This is a genomic window from Streptomyces chartreusis NRRL 3882, assembly GCF_900236475.1.
In the GTDB taxonomy this organism is placed as follows: domain Bacteria; phylum Actinomycetota; class Actinomycetes; order Streptomycetales; family Streptomycetaceae; genus Streptomyces; species Streptomyces chartreusis_D.
Genome location: NZ_LT963352.1, coordinates 6,973,310 through 6,988,868, shown reverse-complemented (window position 1 = coordinate 6,988,868; position 15,559 = coordinate 6,973,310). Strand labels below are relative to the sequence as shown.

General features: G+C 74.6%; 11 protein-coding genes. All 11 read left to right on the top strand.

The features are described 5' to 3' along the window. Window positions 1-91: 91 nt before the first annotated feature. The 11 genes from SCNRRL3882_RS31590 to cobC are packed head-to-tail and all read left to right on the top strand — an operon-like array spanning window position 92 to window position 15,554. On the top strand, window positions 92-1,033 hold the full coding sequence (locus SCNRRL3882_RS31590; protein ID WP_010037804.1) for a cobalamin biosynthesis protein: 942 nt from the start codon (window positions 92-94) through the stop codon (window positions 1,031-1,033). After that, window positions 1,030-2,541 (top strand): cobyric acid synthase, encoded by a 1,512-nt coding sequence (locus SCNRRL3882_RS31585; RefSeq protein ID WP_010037807.1) that lies wholly within the window; start codon window positions 1,030-1,032, stop codon window positions 2,539-2,541. Before SCNRRL3882_RS31590 ends, SCNRRL3882_RS31585 begins: the two co-directional genes overlap by 4 nt. Next, on the top strand, window positions 2,538-6,194 hold the full coding sequence (cobN, locus tag SCNRRL3882_RS31580) for a cobaltochelatase subunit CobN (RefSeq protein ID WP_063738897.1): 3,657 nt from the start codon (window positions 2,538-2,540) through the stop codon (window positions 6,192-6,194). The genes SCNRRL3882_RS31585 and cobN overlap by 4 nt, the downstream gene beginning before the upstream one ends. Next, window positions 6,191-8,197 carry a putative cobaltochelatase gene (locus SCNRRL3882_RS31575; protein WP_010037811.1) on the top strand — a complete coding sequence of 669 codons (2,007 nt, stop codon included), beginning with the start codon at window positions 6,191-6,193 and terminating at the stop codon, window positions 8,195-8,197. Before cobN ends, SCNRRL3882_RS31575 begins: the two co-directional genes overlap by 4 nt. After that, complete coding sequence (gene cobO, locus SCNRRL3882_RS31570; protein WP_010037813.1) at window positions 8,197-8,796, top strand: cob(I)yrinic acid a,c-diamide adenosyltransferase; 600 nt, start codon at window positions 8,197-8,199, stop codon at window positions 8,794-8,796. The genes SCNRRL3882_RS31575 and cobO overlap by 1 nt, the downstream gene beginning before the upstream one ends. After that, the gene (locus tag SCNRRL3882_RS31565) at window positions 8,796-10,178 is read left to right on the top strand and encodes a cobyrinate a,c-diamide synthase (RefSeq protein WP_029181026.1); all 1,383 of its coding nucleotides are present in this window, start codon (window positions 8,796-8,798) and stop codon (window positions 10,176-10,178) included. The genes cobO and SCNRRL3882_RS31565 overlap by 1 nt, the downstream gene beginning before the upstream one ends. Further along, the gene (gene cobI, locus SCNRRL3882_RS31560; protein WP_010037816.1) at window positions 10,175-10,924 is read left to right on the top strand and encodes a precorrin-2 C(20)-methyltransferase; all 750 of its coding nucleotides are present in this window, start codon (window positions 10,175-10,177) and stop codon (window positions 10,922-10,924) included. Before SCNRRL3882_RS31565 ends, cobI begins: the two co-directional genes overlap by 4 nt. Before the next feature lie 58 nt (window positions 10,925-10,982). After that, window positions 10,983-11,801, top strand: a complete 819-nt coding sequence (cobM, locus tag SCNRRL3882_RS31555) for a precorrin-4 C(11)-methyltransferase (RefSeq protein WP_010037819.1) — start codon at window positions 10,983-10,985, stop codon at window positions 11,799-11,801. A gap of 58 nt (window positions 11,802-11,859) precedes the next feature. After that, complete coding sequence (cobJ, locus tag SCNRRL3882_RS31550; protein ID WP_010037821.1) at window positions 11,860-13,542, top strand: precorrin-3B C(17)-methyltransferase; 1,683 nt, start codon at window positions 11,860-11,862, stop codon at window positions 13,540-13,542. A 40-nt stretch (window positions 13,543-13,582) separates the two neighbouring features. Next, a complete protein-coding gene (locus tag SCNRRL3882_RS31545; protein WP_010037822.1) occupies window positions 13,583-14,509 on the top strand; it encodes a sirohydrochlorin chelatase in 927 nt (308 codons plus the stop codon). Continuing rightward, entirely contained in the window at window positions 14,499-15,554 is a 1,056-nt protein-coding gene (gene cobC, locus SCNRRL3882_RS31540) for an Rv2231c family pyridoxal phosphate-dependent protein CobC (RefSeq protein ID WP_010037823.1), read from the top strand. The genes SCNRRL3882_RS31545 and cobC overlap by 11 nt, the downstream gene beginning before the upstream one ends. Window positions 15,555-15,559 lie beyond the last annotated feature (5 nt).

Genomic DNA, 15,559 nt, shown 5'->3' with positions numbered 1-15,559 from the left:
GGACACCCTGAGTGAGGACATATCGCCATGCGCGGCTGCCGATCGAGGTTCATCACCCCACCCCTGCCTGCCCACGCGGCCGGCTGAGCCCATGGGTGCCGGTCGCGTCTTCGCGTACGGCGCCGCCGCCGGTCTGATCGGTGACCTGCTGCTCGGCGATCCCCGCCGGGGGCATCCGGTCGCCGTGTTCGGGCGGGCCGCGGGCGCCGTGGAACGGGTGTTGTGGCGGGACCACCGGGGGTGGGGCGCGCTGCACACCGTGGTGTGTGCCGGAGGTGCCGTCACGCTCGGCGGCGTCGCCCAGCGTGCCGTGCGGGACTCCGCCGTCGCGTCCGTCGTGCTGACCGCCGCCGCCACCTGGGCCGTGGTCGGGGGGACTTCGCTCGCGCGGGAGGCCCGGGCCATCGGGCGTGCCCTGGAGGCGGGGGACGTCGAGGGGGCCCGGGCGCGGCTGCCGCATCTGTGCGGGCGGGATCCGCAGGCGCTCGACGCCGACGGGATCGCCCGGGCCGTGGTCGAGTCCGTCGCCGAGAACACCTCCGACGCGGTCGTGGGGGCGCTCGTGTGGGGGGCCGTCGGTGGTGTGCCGGGGCTCGTCGGGTTCCGGGCCGTCAACACCCTCGACGCCATGGTCGGGCACAAGTCGGCCCGGTACCGGCGCTACGGGTGGGCCTCCGCGCGGCTGGACGATCTCGCGGGCTGGCCGGGGGCCCGGCTGACCGCCGTGCTCGCGGCCCTGGCAGGAGACGATCCCCGGGGAGCGGTGCGCGCCTGGCGTGCCGATGCCGCCCGGCACCCGAGCCCCAACGCCGGGCCCGTGGAGGCCTCGTTCGCTGGGGCGCTCGGGGTGCGGCTGGGCGGGAGCCTGTCGTACGGCGGGCGCGTCGAGCACCGGCCCGTGCTCAACGGGGCCGGGCGCGGGGTGCGCACCCGGGACGTCGAACGGGCCGTACGGCTGTCCAGGCGTGTCGGCTGGCTCGCGCTCGGTGTCTGTGTCGCCGCGCGCCGCATCGCGAAAGGGCGTGACTCATGACGGGCGGTGGGCTTCTCGTCGCCGGTACCACCTCCGACGCCGGCAAGAGCGTCGTGACCGCCGGGATCTGCCGGTGGCTGGTGCGGCAGGGCGTCAAGGTCGCGCCCTTCAAGGCGCAGAACATGTCCCTGAATTCCTTCGTGACGAAGGAGGGCGCCGAGATCGGGCGGGCGCAGGCCATGCAGGCGCAGGCCTGCCGCGTCGAACCGACCGCGCTGATGAACCCGGTGCTGCTCAAGCCCGGTGGTGAACGCAGCAGCCAGGTCGTGCTGCTGGGCAAGCCGGTCGGCGAGCTCAGCGCGCGCGGGTACCACGGCGGACGGCAGCAGCGGCTCCTCGGGACCGTGCTGGACTGTCTGGAGCAGTTGCGGGGCACGTATGACGCGGTGATCTGTGAGGGGGCGGGCAGTCCCGCCGAGATCAATCTGCGCCGGACCGACATCGTCAACATGGGGATCGCCCGGGGCGCCGGGCTCCCCGTGCTCGTCGTCGGCGACATCGACCGGGGCGGTGTCTTCGCCTCGTTCTTCGGGACCGTGGCGCTGCTGTCGCGCGAGGACCAGGAGTGCGTCGCGGGGTTCCTCGTCAACAAGTTCCGGGGGGACGTCTCCCTGCTGGAGCCGGGGCTCGACATGCTCCAGGGCCTCACCGGGCGGCGTACGTACGGCGTCCTGCCCTTCCGGCACGGGCTGGGCATCGACGAGGAGGACGGGCTGCGGGTCTCCCTGCGGGGGACGGTCCGGGAGTCCGTCGTGGCCCCGCCGGTCGGCGCGGACGTGCTGCGGGTCGCGGTCTGTGCCGTTCCGCTGATGTCCAACTTCACGGACGTGGACGCGCTGGCCGCCGAACCCGGTGTCGTCGTGCGGTTCGTGGACCGGCCGGAGGAACTCGCCGACGCCGACCTCGTCATCGTGCCCGGGACCCGCGGCACCGTCCGTGCGCTGGAGTGGCTGCGGGAGCGCGGACTGGCCGACGCGCTTCGGCGCAGGGCCGCCGAGCAGCGGCCCGTCCTCGGGATCTGCGGCGGCTTCCAGATCCTCGGCGCGCACATCGAGGACGACGTGGAGAGCCGCCGGGGCCATGTCGAGGGGCTCGGGGTCCTGCCCGTGCGGGTGCGGTTCGCCCGCGAGAAGACCCTCACGCGGCCGGAGGGCGAGGCCCTCGGGGAGCGCGTCGAGGGGTACGAGATCCACCACGGCGTCGCCGACGTCCAGGGCGGGGACGCCTTCCTGGACGGCTGCCGGGTCGGCCAGACCTGGGGCACGCACTGGCACGGCTCGCTGGAGTCGGACGGGTTCCGGCGGGCCTTCCTGCGCGAGGTCGCGGCCGCCGCCGGGCGCCGCTTCGTGCCGGCGCCCGACACCTCGTTCGCCGCGCTGCGCGAGGAGCAGCTCGACCGGCTCGGCGACCTGATCGAACAGCACGCGGACACGGACGCGCTGTGGCGGCTCATCGAGTCGGGCGCGCCGCGAGGACTGCCCTTCATTCCACCGGGAGCACCCGCATGAGCACTGTGTTGTTGTTGTCGACCGCCGACACGGACCTGCTGGCGGCCCGGGCCGCCTCCGGTGCCTCGTACCGGATCGGCAACCCGACCCGCGTGGACGTCCAGGAGGAGCTTCCGGCCCTCCTCGACGGCGCGGACATCGCCGTCGTGCGGCTGCTCGGCGGCAAGCGGGCCTGGGAGGACGGGCTCGCCGCGCTGAAGGCCTCCGGCGTCCCGACCGTGCTGCTGGGCGGCGAGGCGGTGCCCGACGCGGAGCTGATGGCCGAGTCGTCGGTGCCGGCGGGTGTCGTGGCGGAGGCGCTGAAGTACCTCGTGGAGGGCGGTCCGGCCAACCTCACCGAGCTGGCGCGGTTCCTGTCCGACACCGTGCTGCTCACGGGCGAGGGGTTCGCAGCCCCACAGCGGATGCCGGAGTACGGCGTCCGCGGCGAGCGCGCGCAGGAGGCGGGCCGGCCGACCGTCGGCGTGCTCTTCTACCGGGCACACGAGCTGAGCGGCAACACCGCCTTCGTGGACACCCTGTGCGATGCGATCGAGGCGCGGGGCGCCAACGCCCTCCCCGTCTACTGCGGTTCGCTGCGCGGGGCCGACGCGGGGCTGTACGAGCTCCTCGGGCGGGCGGACGCCCTCGTCGCCACCGTCCTCGCCGCCGGCGGCACCCACGCCTCGCAGGCCTCCGCGGGCGGAGACGAGGAGTCCTGGGACATCGGCGCCCTCGCCGAGCTGAACATCCCCGTGCTGCAAGGGCTGTGCCTGACGTCCTCACGGCGCGCCTGGGAGGCGTCCGACGCCGCCCTCTCCCCCATGGACGCCGCGATGCAGGTGGCCATCCCGGAGTTCGACGGGCGGCTGATCACCGTGCCGTTCTCGTTCAAGGAGCAGGGTGCGGACGACGTGCCCGTGTACGTCGCCGACCCGGAGCGGGCCGCGCGGGTCGCCGGGATCGCCGTACGGCACGCGCGGCTGAAGCACAAGGCGAACGCCGACAAGAAGCTCGCGCTCGTCTTCACCGCGTACCCGACCAAGCACTCGCGCGTCGGCAACGCCGTCGGGCTGGACACCCCGGCCTCGGCGGTGCGGGTGCTGGACGCCCTCAAGGACGCCGGGTACGGCCTCACCGAGTACCCGGACCAGGGCGACGAGCTGATCCACCGGCTCATCGAGGCCGGCGGGCACGACGTGGAGTGGCTGACGGACGAGCAGCTGGCCGCCGCGCCCGCCCGGGTGCCGCTGGCGGACTACCGGGCCTGGTTCGAGAAGCTCGACCCGGAGCTGAGGGACGCCATGACCGAGGCGTGGGGCGAGCCGCCGGGCAGCCTCTACGTCGACGGGGACGACATCGTGCTGGCGTCCCTGCAGTTCGGGAACGTCGTGGTGATGATCCAGCCGCCGCGCGGCTTCGGCGAGAACCCGATCGCGATCTACCACGACCCGGACATGCCGCCGTCCCACCACTACCTGGCGGCCTACCGCTGGCTGGAGAACAGTTTCGGCGCGGACGCGATCGTGCACATGGGCAAGCACGGCACGCTGGAGTGGCTGCCCGGCAAGGGCCTCGGGCTCAGCGGCGGGTGCGCCCCGGACGCCGTGCTCGGGGAGCTGCCGCTGATCTACCCGTTCATCGTCAACGACCCGGGCGAGGGCACCCAGGCCAAGCGGCGCGGGCACGCCACGGTCGTCGACCACCTGGTGCCGCCGATGGCCCGCGCCGACACCTACGGCGACCTGGCCAAGCTGGAGCAGCTCCTGGACGAGTACGCGCTCGTCTCCGACCTGGACCCGGCGAAGGCCCCGGCCGTGCGCGCGCAGATCTGGACCCTCGTCAAGGCCGCCGAGCTCCATCACGACCTGCATGTCGACGAGCAGCCGGACGACGACGCGTTCGACGAGTTCGTCATGCACATCGACGGCTATCTGTGCGAGATCAAGGACGTGCAGATCCGCGACGGCCTGCACATCCTGGGCGGCGGCCCGGTCGGTGAGCCGCGCGTCAACCTCGTGCTGGCGGTGCTGCGCGCCTCGCAGGTGTGGGGCGGGCAGGCCGACGCGCTGCCCGGGCTCAGGGCGGCGCTGGCGGCGCACTTCGGGCTGGTGGAGAAGGAGTTGCTGGCCGAGCCGGGCGCTGCGGTGAAGGTGCCGGCGGAGCTGACGGAGCTGGTGGCGGGCCCGGCGCGCACCGCCGCCGACGCGATCGACCTGCTGGAGCAGCTGTGCCGGCGGATCGCGGAGGGCATGGAGGAGCGCGGCTGGGCGGTCGCCGAGGCCCCGGCGCTGGTCCGGGAGGTGCTCGGCGGGGACGTCGCCGACGCCGTGGCGGTGCTGGAGTTCGCCTGCACGGAGGTCGTGCCGCGGCTGGCCGGGACCAGCGACGAGATCGGGCACATCCTGCGGGCGCTGGACGGCGGTTACGTCCCGGCGGGTCCCTCCGGCTCGCCAACCCGCGGTCTGGTCAACGTCCTGCCGACGGGGCGCAACTTCTACTCCGTCGACCCCAAGGCGATCCCGTCCCGGCTGAGCTGGGAGGTCGGGCAGTCGCTCGCGGACTCGCTGGTGCAGCGGTACCTGACCGACACCGGTGAGTACCCGGAGTCCGTCGGCCTGACGGTGTGGGGCACCTCGGCCATGCGCACCCAGGGCGATGACATCGCCGAGATCCTGGCGCTGCTGGGCTGCCGCCCGGTGTGGGACGACGCCTCGCGCCGGGTGACCGGGTTCGAGGTGATCCCCCCGCAGGAGCTCGGCCGGCCGCGCATCGACGTGACGGTCCGGATCTCCGGCTTCTTCCGGGACGCGTTCCCGCATGTGGTGGGGCTGATCGACGACGCAGTCCGCGCGGTCGCCGAGCTGGACGAGCCCGCCGAGCAGAACTACGTCCGGGCGCACGCCGACGAGGACACCGCCGAGCACGGCGACCGGCGCCGGGCGACCGCCCGGATCTTCGGCTCCAAGCCGGGGGCGTACGGGGCCGGTCTGCTGCCGCTGATCGACGCGCGCAACTGGCGCTCCGACGCGGACCTCGCCGAGGTGTACGCGGTCTGGGGCGGCTACGCCTACGGGCGGGGCCTCGACGGGCGGGCCGCGCGCGGCGACATGGAGACGGCGTTCCGGCGGATCGCGGTCGCCGCGAAGAACGTCGACACGCGGGAGCACGACCTCGTCGACGCCGACGACTACTTCCAGTACCACGGCGGCATGGTCGCCATGGTCCGCCATCTGACGGGCGCGAGCCCCGAGGCGTACGTGGGCGACTCGGCCACTCCGGACCAGGTGAAGACCCGCACGCTGGGCGAGGAGACCCACCGGGTGTTCCGCGCCCGGGTGGTCAACCCGCGCTGGATGGCGGCCATGCGGCGGCACGGCTACAAGGGCGCCTTCGAGATGGCCGCGACCGTGGACTACCTGTTCGGGTACGACGCCACGGCCGGGGTCGTGGACGACTGGATGTACGAGAAACTCAGCGCCGAGTACGTCTTCGACCCGGAGAACCGGGACTTCATGAAGACGTCCAACCCCTGGGCGCTGCGCGGCATCACCGAGCGGCTGCTGGAGGCCGCCGACCGCGGACTGTGGGCGGAGCCGGACGCGGAGACGCTGGACCGGCTGCGCGCCACCTACCTGGAGCTCGAAGGCGACTTGGAAGGTGACGACAAGTGAGCACCCCGTTCCCGTTCACGGCCGTGGTCGGCCAGGACGACCTGCGGCTCGCACTGCTGCTGAACGCCGTGTCGCCGGCGGTCGGCGGTGTGCTGGTGCGCGGTGAGAAGGGCACCGCCAAGTCGACCGCCGTGCGGGCGCTGTCCGCGCTCATGCCTCAGGTGGACGTCGTCCCCGAGTGCCGCTTCTCCTGCGACCCCGGCTCCCCCGACCCCGCCTGCCCGGACGGGCCGCACGCGCCGGGAACCGCCGGCCGGTCCCGTCCGGCCCGGATGGTGGAACTGCCCGTCGGCGCCTCGGAGGACCGGCTGGTGGGCGCGCTGGACATCGAGCGGGCGCTGTCGGAGGGCGTGAAGGCCTTCGAGCCCGGCCTGCTCGCCGACGCGCACCGCGGCATCCTCTACGTGGACGAGGTCAACCTCCTCCACGACCACCTGGTCGATCTGCTGCTCGACGCGGCCGCGATGGGCGCCTCGTACGTGGAACGCGAGGGCGTCTCCGTACGGCACGCGGCACGGTTCCTGCTCGTCGGCACCATGAACCCCGAAGAGGGCGAGCTGCGGCCGCAGTTGCTCGACCGGTTCGGGCTGACCGTGGAGGTCTCGGCCTCGCGGGAGCCCGAGCAGCGGGTGGAGGTCGTCCGGCGGCGGCTCGCCTACGACGCCGATCCGGAGGGGTTCGCGGCCCGGTGGGCGGACGAGGAGGCCGACGTACGGGCGCGGATCGTCGCGGCGCGGGAGCTGCTGCCGTCGGTACGGCTGGGCGACGGGGCGCTGCGGCAGATCGCGGCGACCTGCGCGGCCTTCGAGGTCGACGGCATGCGCGCCGACATCGTGATGGCGCGCACGGCGACGGCGCTGGCGGCCTGGGCGGGGCGTACGGACGTGCTCGCGGAGGACGTCCGGCAGGCCGCGCTGCTCGCGCTGCCGCACCGCCGGCGGCGCAACCCCTTCGACGCGCCGGGGCTGGACGAGGACAAGCTGGACGAGACCCTGGAGGAGTTCTCCGGGGACGACGACCCGGACCCCGATCCCGACCAGGGCCCGGAGGGGCCCGGCGGGGGCGGCGGGCAGCCCGAGCCCGACGAGGGGCCCCAGGGCGATGACACCGGGGCTCCGCCCGAGGCCGGGGAGAACGGGCAGCCGCAGCCGTCCGGGGCCGGTGAGCAGTCGGCCGTACGGGCGGCGGAGCCGTTCAGGACCAAGGTGCTGAGCGTGCCCGGGATCGGCGAGGGGGCCACCGGGCGGCGTTCCCGGGCGCGGACCGAGCACGGGCGGACGACCGGGGCCCGGCGGCCGCGGGGCGCGCTCACCAAGCTGCACCTGGCGGCGACCGTGCAGGCCGCGGCACCGCACCAGCGGGCGCGCGGGCGGTCCGGGCCGGGTCTTGTCGTGCGCCGGGACGATCTGCGGCAGGCGACCCGCGAGGGGCGCGAGGGCAACCTCGTGCTCTTCGTCGTGGACGCCTCCGGGTCGATGGCGGCGCGGCAGCGGATGAGTGCCGTGAAGGGGGCCGTGCTGTCGCTGCTGCTGGACGCGTACCAGCGGCGCGACAAGGTGGGGCTGGTGACGTTCCGGGGTTCGGGCGCCGACGTCGCGCTGCCGCCGACCTCGTCCGTGGACGCGGCGGCGGCCCGGCTGGAGTCGCTGCCGACCGGCGGGCGCACACCGCTGGCCGCCGGGCTGCTGCGCGCGCACGACGTGCTGCGGGTGGAGCGGCTGCGGGATCCGGCACGGCGGCCGCTGGTCGTGCTGGTGACGGACGGGCGGGCCACCGGAGGCCCGGAGCCGGTCGCCCTGGCCGGGCGGGCGGCACGGCTGTTCGCGGCCGAGGGCGTCGCGTCGGTCGTCGTGGACTGCGAGTCGGGGCCGGTGCGGCTGGGGCTCGCCGGGCAGCTCGCCGGTGAGCTGGGCGGCACCGCCGTGACGCTGGACGAGCTGCGGGCCGACTCGATCGCCGGGCTGGTCAGGGATGTGCAGGGGACTTCGAGGAGGGCCGCGTAATGCCGCAGGGACAGCCGAGTGTCATTCCGGACGACGGTCTGACGACCCGGCAGCGCCGGAACCGGCCGCTCGTCGTCGTGCACACGGGCGTCGGCAAGGGCAAGTCGACGGCCGCCTTCGGGCTCGCGCTGCGGGCCTGGAACCAGGGGTGGCCGATCGGGGTGTTCCAGTTCGTCAAGTCGGCGAAGTGGAAGGTCGGCGAGGAGAACGCGCTGCGCGTGCTCGGTGCCTCCGGCGAGGGCGGGACCGTCGCCTGGCACAAGATGGGCGAGGGCTGGTCCTGGGTGCAGCGCGATGCGCAACTGGACAACGAGGAGAAGGCCCGGGAGGGCTGGGAGCAGGTCAAGCGGGACCTGGCGGCGGAGACCTACCGGCTGTACGTGCTGGACGAGTTCGCCTACCCGATGCACTGGGGGTGGGTCGACACGGACGAGGTCGTGGACGTCCTGCGGAACCGGCCCGGTACCCAGCATGTGGTGATCACGGGGCGCAACGCTCCGGAGAAGCTCGTGGACTTCGCCGACCTCGTGACCGACATGTCCAAGGTGAAGCACCCGATGGACGCCGGGCAGAAGGGGCAGAGGGGCATCGAGTGGTGATGTCCTCGTCCGTGCCCCGGCTGGTCGTCGCCGCGCCCTCGTCGGGCAGCGGCAAGACCACCGTCGCCACGGGGCTGATGGCCGCGTTCGCCGCGCGGGGACTCGCGGTGTCCCCGCACAAGGTCGGGCCGGACTACATAGACCCCGGGTACCACGCGCTCGCGACCGGGCGGGTGGGGCGGAACCTCGACGCGTACCTGTGCGGGCCGGACCTGGTCGGGCCGTTGTTCCTGCACGGGGCGCGCGGGTGTGACGTCGCCGTCGTCGAGGGCGTGATGGGGCTGTACGACGGGGCCGCCGGGGAGGGGGAGCTGGCCTCCACGGCTCATGTCGCGAAGTTGTTGCGGGCGCCGGTGGTGCTGGTCGTCGACGCGTCGTCGCAGTCCCGGTCGGTGGCGGCGCTGGTGCACGGGTTCGTCTCCTGGGATCCGCAGGTGCGGGTCGGGGGCGTGATCCTGAACAAGGTCGCCTCGGACCGGCACGAGGTGATGCTGCGGGAGGCGTTGGAGCAGGTGGGGGTGCCTGTGCTCGGGGTGCTGCGGCGGGCTCCGCAGGTGGACACGCCGTCGCGGCATCTGGGGCTGGTGCCGGTCGCCGAGCGGCGGGCCGAGGCGGTGGAGGCGGTCGCGGCGATGGCCGCGCAGGTCTCCGACGGTTGTGATCTGGACGCGTTGATGGGGTTGGCGCGGGGTGCGGGGGCGTTGTCGGGTGCGGCTTGGGATGCGGCTGAGGCTGTTTCCTCGTCCACCCACCACTCGACGCAGTCGGACGAGAAGCCGAAGCCGAGGGTCGCTGTCGCCGGTGGTCCCGCGTTCACCTTCTCCTACGCCGAGCACACCGAGCTGCTCGCCGCCGCCGGTGCCGACGTCGTGCCCTTCGATCCGCTGCGGGACGAGGAACTGCCCGAAGGGACGCGCGGGTTGGTGATCGGGGGCGGGTTCCCCGAGGTGTACGCCGCCGAGCTGTCCGCCAATGAACCCCTGCGGAAGGCCGTTGCGCACCTGGCGGGGAGCGGCGCTCCGGTGGCCGCCGAGTGTGCCGGGCTGCTGTATCTGTGCCGGGAGCTGGACGGGCAGCCGATGTGCGGGGTGCTGGACGCCGGGGCGCGGATGACCGGACGGCTGACCCTGGGGTACCGGGACGCGGTGGCCGTCGGCGACAGTGTGCTCGCGGCGGCGGGGACACGGATGCGGGGGCACGAGTTCCACCGGACCGCCGTGGAGCCCGGGGCGGGGGCCGAACCCGCCTGGGGCCTCAAGACCCCTCGGCGGCGGGTCGAGGGGTTCGTGCAGCGCGGTGTGCACGCGAGCTATCTGCACACGCACTGGGCGGCGCAGCCCGGTGTCGCCCGTCGGTTCGTGGAGAGGTGCCGGACGTCATGAGCAGCAGGCTGGTCGGGGTCGGGGTCGGGCCCGGGGATCCGGAGCTGGTGACCGTCAAGGGCGTGAACGCCCTGCGCGAGGCGGACGTCGTCGTCGTGCCCGTGATGGCTGCGCCCGATGGCAAGGACGGGGGCGAGCGCGGGCGGGCCGAGGCGACCGTGCTGCACTACGTGCCCGAGGAGAAGGTCGTCCGGGTCGTGTTCGCGCTGAACGAGCGGAGCGACCGGGCCCGGCGCGAGGCGGCCTGGGACGCGGCCGGGCAGCGGGTGGCCGAGCTGCTGCGCGGGCACGGCGCCGTCGCCTTCGCGACCATCGGGGACCCCAACGTGTACTCCACCTTCACCTACCTCGCGCAGACCATCGCCGAGCTGGTGCCCGGGACCGTCGTCGAGACCGTGCCCGGGATCACCGCCATGCAGGACCTCGCCGCGCGGTCGGGCGCCGTGCTGACCGAGGGGACCGAGCCGCTCACGCTCGTGCCCGTCACGGCGGGGTCGACCGTGCTCAAGGAGGCCCTCGCCGGGCCCGGGACCGTCGTCGCCTACAAGTTCGGCCGGCAGGCGCACGAGGTCGGCGAGGCGCTGCGGGAGACCGGGCGGATCGGCGACGCGGTGTGGGGGTCGGCGCTGGGGCTGACGGAGGAGTCGATCCGGCCGGCCGCCGAACTCGACGGCACTCCCCTGCCCTATCTGTCGACGCTCATCTCCCCCGCGCGGCGCGACGGCGGCCGGGGCGGAAAGCTCTGACGCGCCCGTCCATCACCCTGCCCCACCGGTAACCCCCCTGTACGAGAGGACCAACCCCATGGCCGACGCCCCCACCGGCAAGGTGACCTTCGTCGGTGCCGGCCCCGGCGCCGCCGACCTGCTGACGTTCCGTGCCGCGCGCGCCATCGCCGAGGCCGACGTGGTGATCTGGGCGGCCAGCCTGGTCCAGGCGGAGGTCCTCCAGCACGCGCGCCGGGACGCGGAGATCCTCGACTCGGCGGCCCTGTCCCTGGAGGACGTGGTGGCGGTGTACGAGCGGGCGCGCGAGGAGGGGCTGAAGGTGGCCCGGATCCACTCCGGTGACCCCGCCCTGTGGGGCGGCACCCAGGAGCAGCTCGACCGGTGTGCCGAGATCGGCCTGGCGACCGAGGTCGTGCCCGGGGTGTCCGCCTTCTCCGCGGTCGCCGCGCTCGCCCGGCGCGAGCTGACCATCCCCGAGGTCGCCCAGTCCGTCGTGCTGACCCGGCTGGGCGGGGGCAAGACGCCCATGCCGCCCGGGGAGGAGGTCCGCGAGTTCGCCAAGCACGGCACCACCATGGCGATCTTCCTCTCCGCCGCCCGCAGCGGGCAGCTGGTGCGGGAGCTGCTGGAGGGCGGTTATCCGACGACGACCCCGGTCGTGGTCGCGTACCAGGCGACCTGGCCGGAGGAGCTGGTCGTGAAGTGCACGGTCGGCACGTTGGAGGAGACGGTCAAGGAGCACAAGCTCTGGAAGCACACGCTGTTCCTGGTCGGCCCGGCGCTCGACGCGCACGGCACGCGCTCGCACCTCTACCACCCGGGCCACTTCCACGGTTACCGCAAGGCCGACCCCGAGGCCCGCAAGGCCCTGCGCGAACGGGGTGCCCGCTCATGATGGTCCGGCCTCCCGTACCTGTCGAACGCAGGGAAGACATCGCAGAAGGAGTCGCTCAGTGATCGGCCTCATTTCCGCCACGACGGCGGGCGCGGCTGCGCGGGACCGGCTTGCCGCCGCGTGGCCGGACCGCACACGCGTGTACGAGGGTCCCGTCGGTGACGCCGTACGGGCCGCGTTCGCGCAGTGCGAGCAGCTCGTGTGCTTCCTGGCGACCGGCGCGGTGGTGCGGCTGGTGGCACCGCTGCTGTCCGGCAAGACGGCGGACCCGGGCGTGGTGTGCGTCGACGAGGGCGGGCGGTTCGCGGTGTCCCTGGTGGGCGGGCACGCGGGCGGGGCCAACGAACTCGCCCGGGAAGTCGGGGAGTTGCTGGGTGCCGAGCCGGTCGTGACCACGGCGACGGACGCCGTGGACCTGCCCGGCCTGGACACCCTCGGCCTGCCCGTGGAGGGCGATGTCGCCGGGGTCTCCCGGGCGTTGCTGGACGGTGAGGCGGTGGCGCTGCGTGCCGAGGTGGCCTGGCCGCTGCCGGCGCTCCCGGTGGCCGCCGAGGGGGCGTGCACGATCCGGCTGACCGACCGGCTCGTCGAGGTGGCCGAGCGCGAGGTGGTGCTGCGCCCGCCGTCCCTGGTCGTCGGGGTCGGGGCGTCGAAGGGCGCTCCCGCCGAGGAGGTGCTCGGGCTGGTCGAGGGCACGCTGCGGGAGGCCGGGCTGTCCGCGGCGTCGGTCGCCGAGCTCGCCACCGTCGACGCCAAGGCCGAGGAGCCCGGCATCGTCGAGGCCGCCCGGCGGCTCGGTGTGCCCCTGGTGACGTACCCCGCCGGTGAGTTGGCCGGGGTCGACGTGCCCAACCCGTCCGACGCGCCGCTCACCGCCGTCGGCACCCCCTCGGTCGCGGAGGCCGCCGCCCTGGTGCGCGGGGGCGAACTCCTCGTCCCCAAGCGGAAGTCGGCCGCCAGCCCCGCCATGGCGACCTGTGCCGTCGTACGGCGACCGGGGCGCGGGCGGCTCGCGGTGGTCGGGCTCGGGCCGGGTGCCCGGGACCTGCTGACGCCGCGCGCGAAGGCCGAACTCCGGCGCGCCTCCGTGCTCGTCGGACTCGACCAGTACGTCGACCAGATCCGCGATCTGCTGCGGCCCGGCACCCGGATCCTGGAGTCGGGGCTGGGGGCCGAGGAGGAGCGGGCGCGCACGGCCGTCGAGGAGGCTCGCGAGGGGCGGGCCGTCGCGCTGATCGGCAGCGGGGACGCGGGCGTGTACGCCATGGCCTCCCCCGCGCTCGCCGAGGCCTCCGACGACATCGACGTGGTCGGTGTGCCCGGCGTGACGGCGGCGCTCGCGGCCGGCGCGATCCTGGGCGCGCCGCTGGGCCACGACCACGTGTCGATCAGCCTGTCCGACCTGCACACGCCGTGGGAGGTCATCGAGCGGCGGGTACGGGCGGCGGCCGAGGCCGACATCGTGGTGACGTTCTACAACCCGCGTTCCCGCGGCCGCGACTGGCAGCTGCCCAAGGCGCTGGGCATCCTCGCCGAGCACCGGGCGCCGACGACGCCGGTCGGTGTCGTGCGCAACGCCTCACGGCCGGACGAGTCCGCCCGGCTCACGACTCTGGCCGCGCTCGACCCGGCGACGGTCGACATGATGACGGTCGTCACCGTGGGCAACACCGCGACCCGCGAGATCGCCGGTCGCATGGTGACGCCGCGCGGCTACCGCTGGCAGGAGGAGCCCGAGTGAACCGCGCCGTCCACCACCCCACTTCCGCCGAGGAGAAACTGTGACCACCCCGCCCGCCCTGCTCATCGCCGGCCACGGCACCCGTGACGACGCCGGAGCCGAGGCGTTCCGCGACTTCGTGCGGGAGCTGGGGGCCCGCCACCCGGAACTGCCCGTCGCGGGCGGCTTCATCGAACTCTCCCCGCCGCCGCTGGGCGAGGCCGTCACCGAGCTGGTGGAGCGGGGCGTACGGCGGTTCGCCGCCGTGCCGCTGATGCTGGTGTCCGCCGGGCACGCCAAGGGCGACATCCCGGCGGCGCTGGCCCGCGAGAAGGAACGGCACCCCGGGATCTCGTACACGTACGGGCGTCCGCTCGGCCCGCACCCCGCGCTGCTGAACGTGCTGGAGCGGCGGCTGGACGAGGCGCTGGGCGGCGCCGCGGGGCGCCGGCCGGGTGACCGGGCCGACGTGACGGTGCTGCTGGTGGGGCGCGGGTCGACGGACCCGGACGCCAACGCCGAGGTGCACAAGGCGGCCCGGCTGCTGTGGGAGGGGCGCGGGTACGCGGGGGTCGAGACGGCGTTCGTGTCGCTGGCGGCGCCGGACGTGCCGAGCGGACTCGACCGGTGCGCACGGCTGGGCGCCCGCCGGATCGTGGTGCTCCCCTACTTCCTGTTCACCGGCATCCTGCCGGACCGGGTGCGGCAGCAGACGGAGGGCTGGGCGGCGGCGCACCCGGAGGTCGAGGTGTGCTCGGCCGACGTCATCGGGCCGGAGCCGGAGCTGCTGGACCTGGTGTGGGAGCGGTACGCGGAGGCCGTCGAGGGTGATCTGCGGATGAACTGCGACTCGTGCGTGTACCGCATCGCGCTGCCGGGCTTCGAGGACAAGGTGGGGCTGCCGCAGCAGCCGCACTTCCACCCGGACGACGACGGCCACCACCACGGGCACGGGCACCACCACGGGGCGCACTCCCATGCCCACTGACGGCGGCCACGATCTGCGGCACCACGGGGACGCGGAGGTCCGGGACGACGGCGGCTCGCTCGTCGACCTCGCCGTGAACGTCCGCGCGGACACCCCGCCGGCGTGGCTGCGGGAGCACATCGCCGCGTCGCTGGGCGGGTTGGCGGCCTACCCGGACGGGCGGGCCGCACGCGCGGCGGTGGCGGCGCGGCACGGTCTGCCGGCGGAGCGGGTGCTGCTGACGGCGGGGGCGGCGGAGGCGTTCGTGCTGCTGGCGCGGGCGCTGAAGGTGCGGCGGCCGGTCGTCGTGCACCCGCAGTTCACGGAGCCGGAGGCCGCGCTGCGGGACGCGGGGCACACGGTCGACCGGGTGCTGCTGCGGGAGGAGGACGGCTTCCGGCTGGACCCGGCGGCCGTCCCCGAGACCGCGGACCTGGTGGTGATCGGCAATCCGACGAACCCGACGTCGGTGCTGCACCCGGCGGACGTGATCGCCTCCCTCGCCCGGCCCGGGCGGCTGCTGGTCGTGGACGAGGCGTTCATGGACGCGGTGCCGGGCGAGCGGGAGTCCCTCGCGGAGCGCGTCGACGTGCCCGGCCTCGTGGTGCTGCGCAGCCTGACCAAGACGTGGGGGCTCGCGGGGCTGCGGATCGGGTACGTACTGGCGGCGCCGGAGACCGTCCGGGACCTGGAGCGGGCGCAGCCGCTGTGGCCGGTGTCGACGCCGGCGCTGGCCGCGGCGCAGGCGTGCGTGGGGCCACGGGCGGTGGCGGAGGCGGCCCACGCGGCGCACCGCATCGCCGCGGACCGGGCCCACCTGCTGACGGGCCTGGCCCGCTTCGCCCCGGCCGGGCTGCGGGTGGCCGGGCCCGCGCAGGGCCCCTTCGTCCTGGTCCGCCTTCCGCACGCGGCGGCCGTACGCAGCCGCCTGCGCGACCTCGGCTACGCCGTGCGGCGTGGGGACACCTTCCCCGGCCTGGACGGGGAGTGGCTGCGGCTGGCGGTGCGGGACCGGGCGACGATGGACGGGTTCCTGCGGGCGCTGGAGCGTGCGGTGGCGGCCTGACGGCC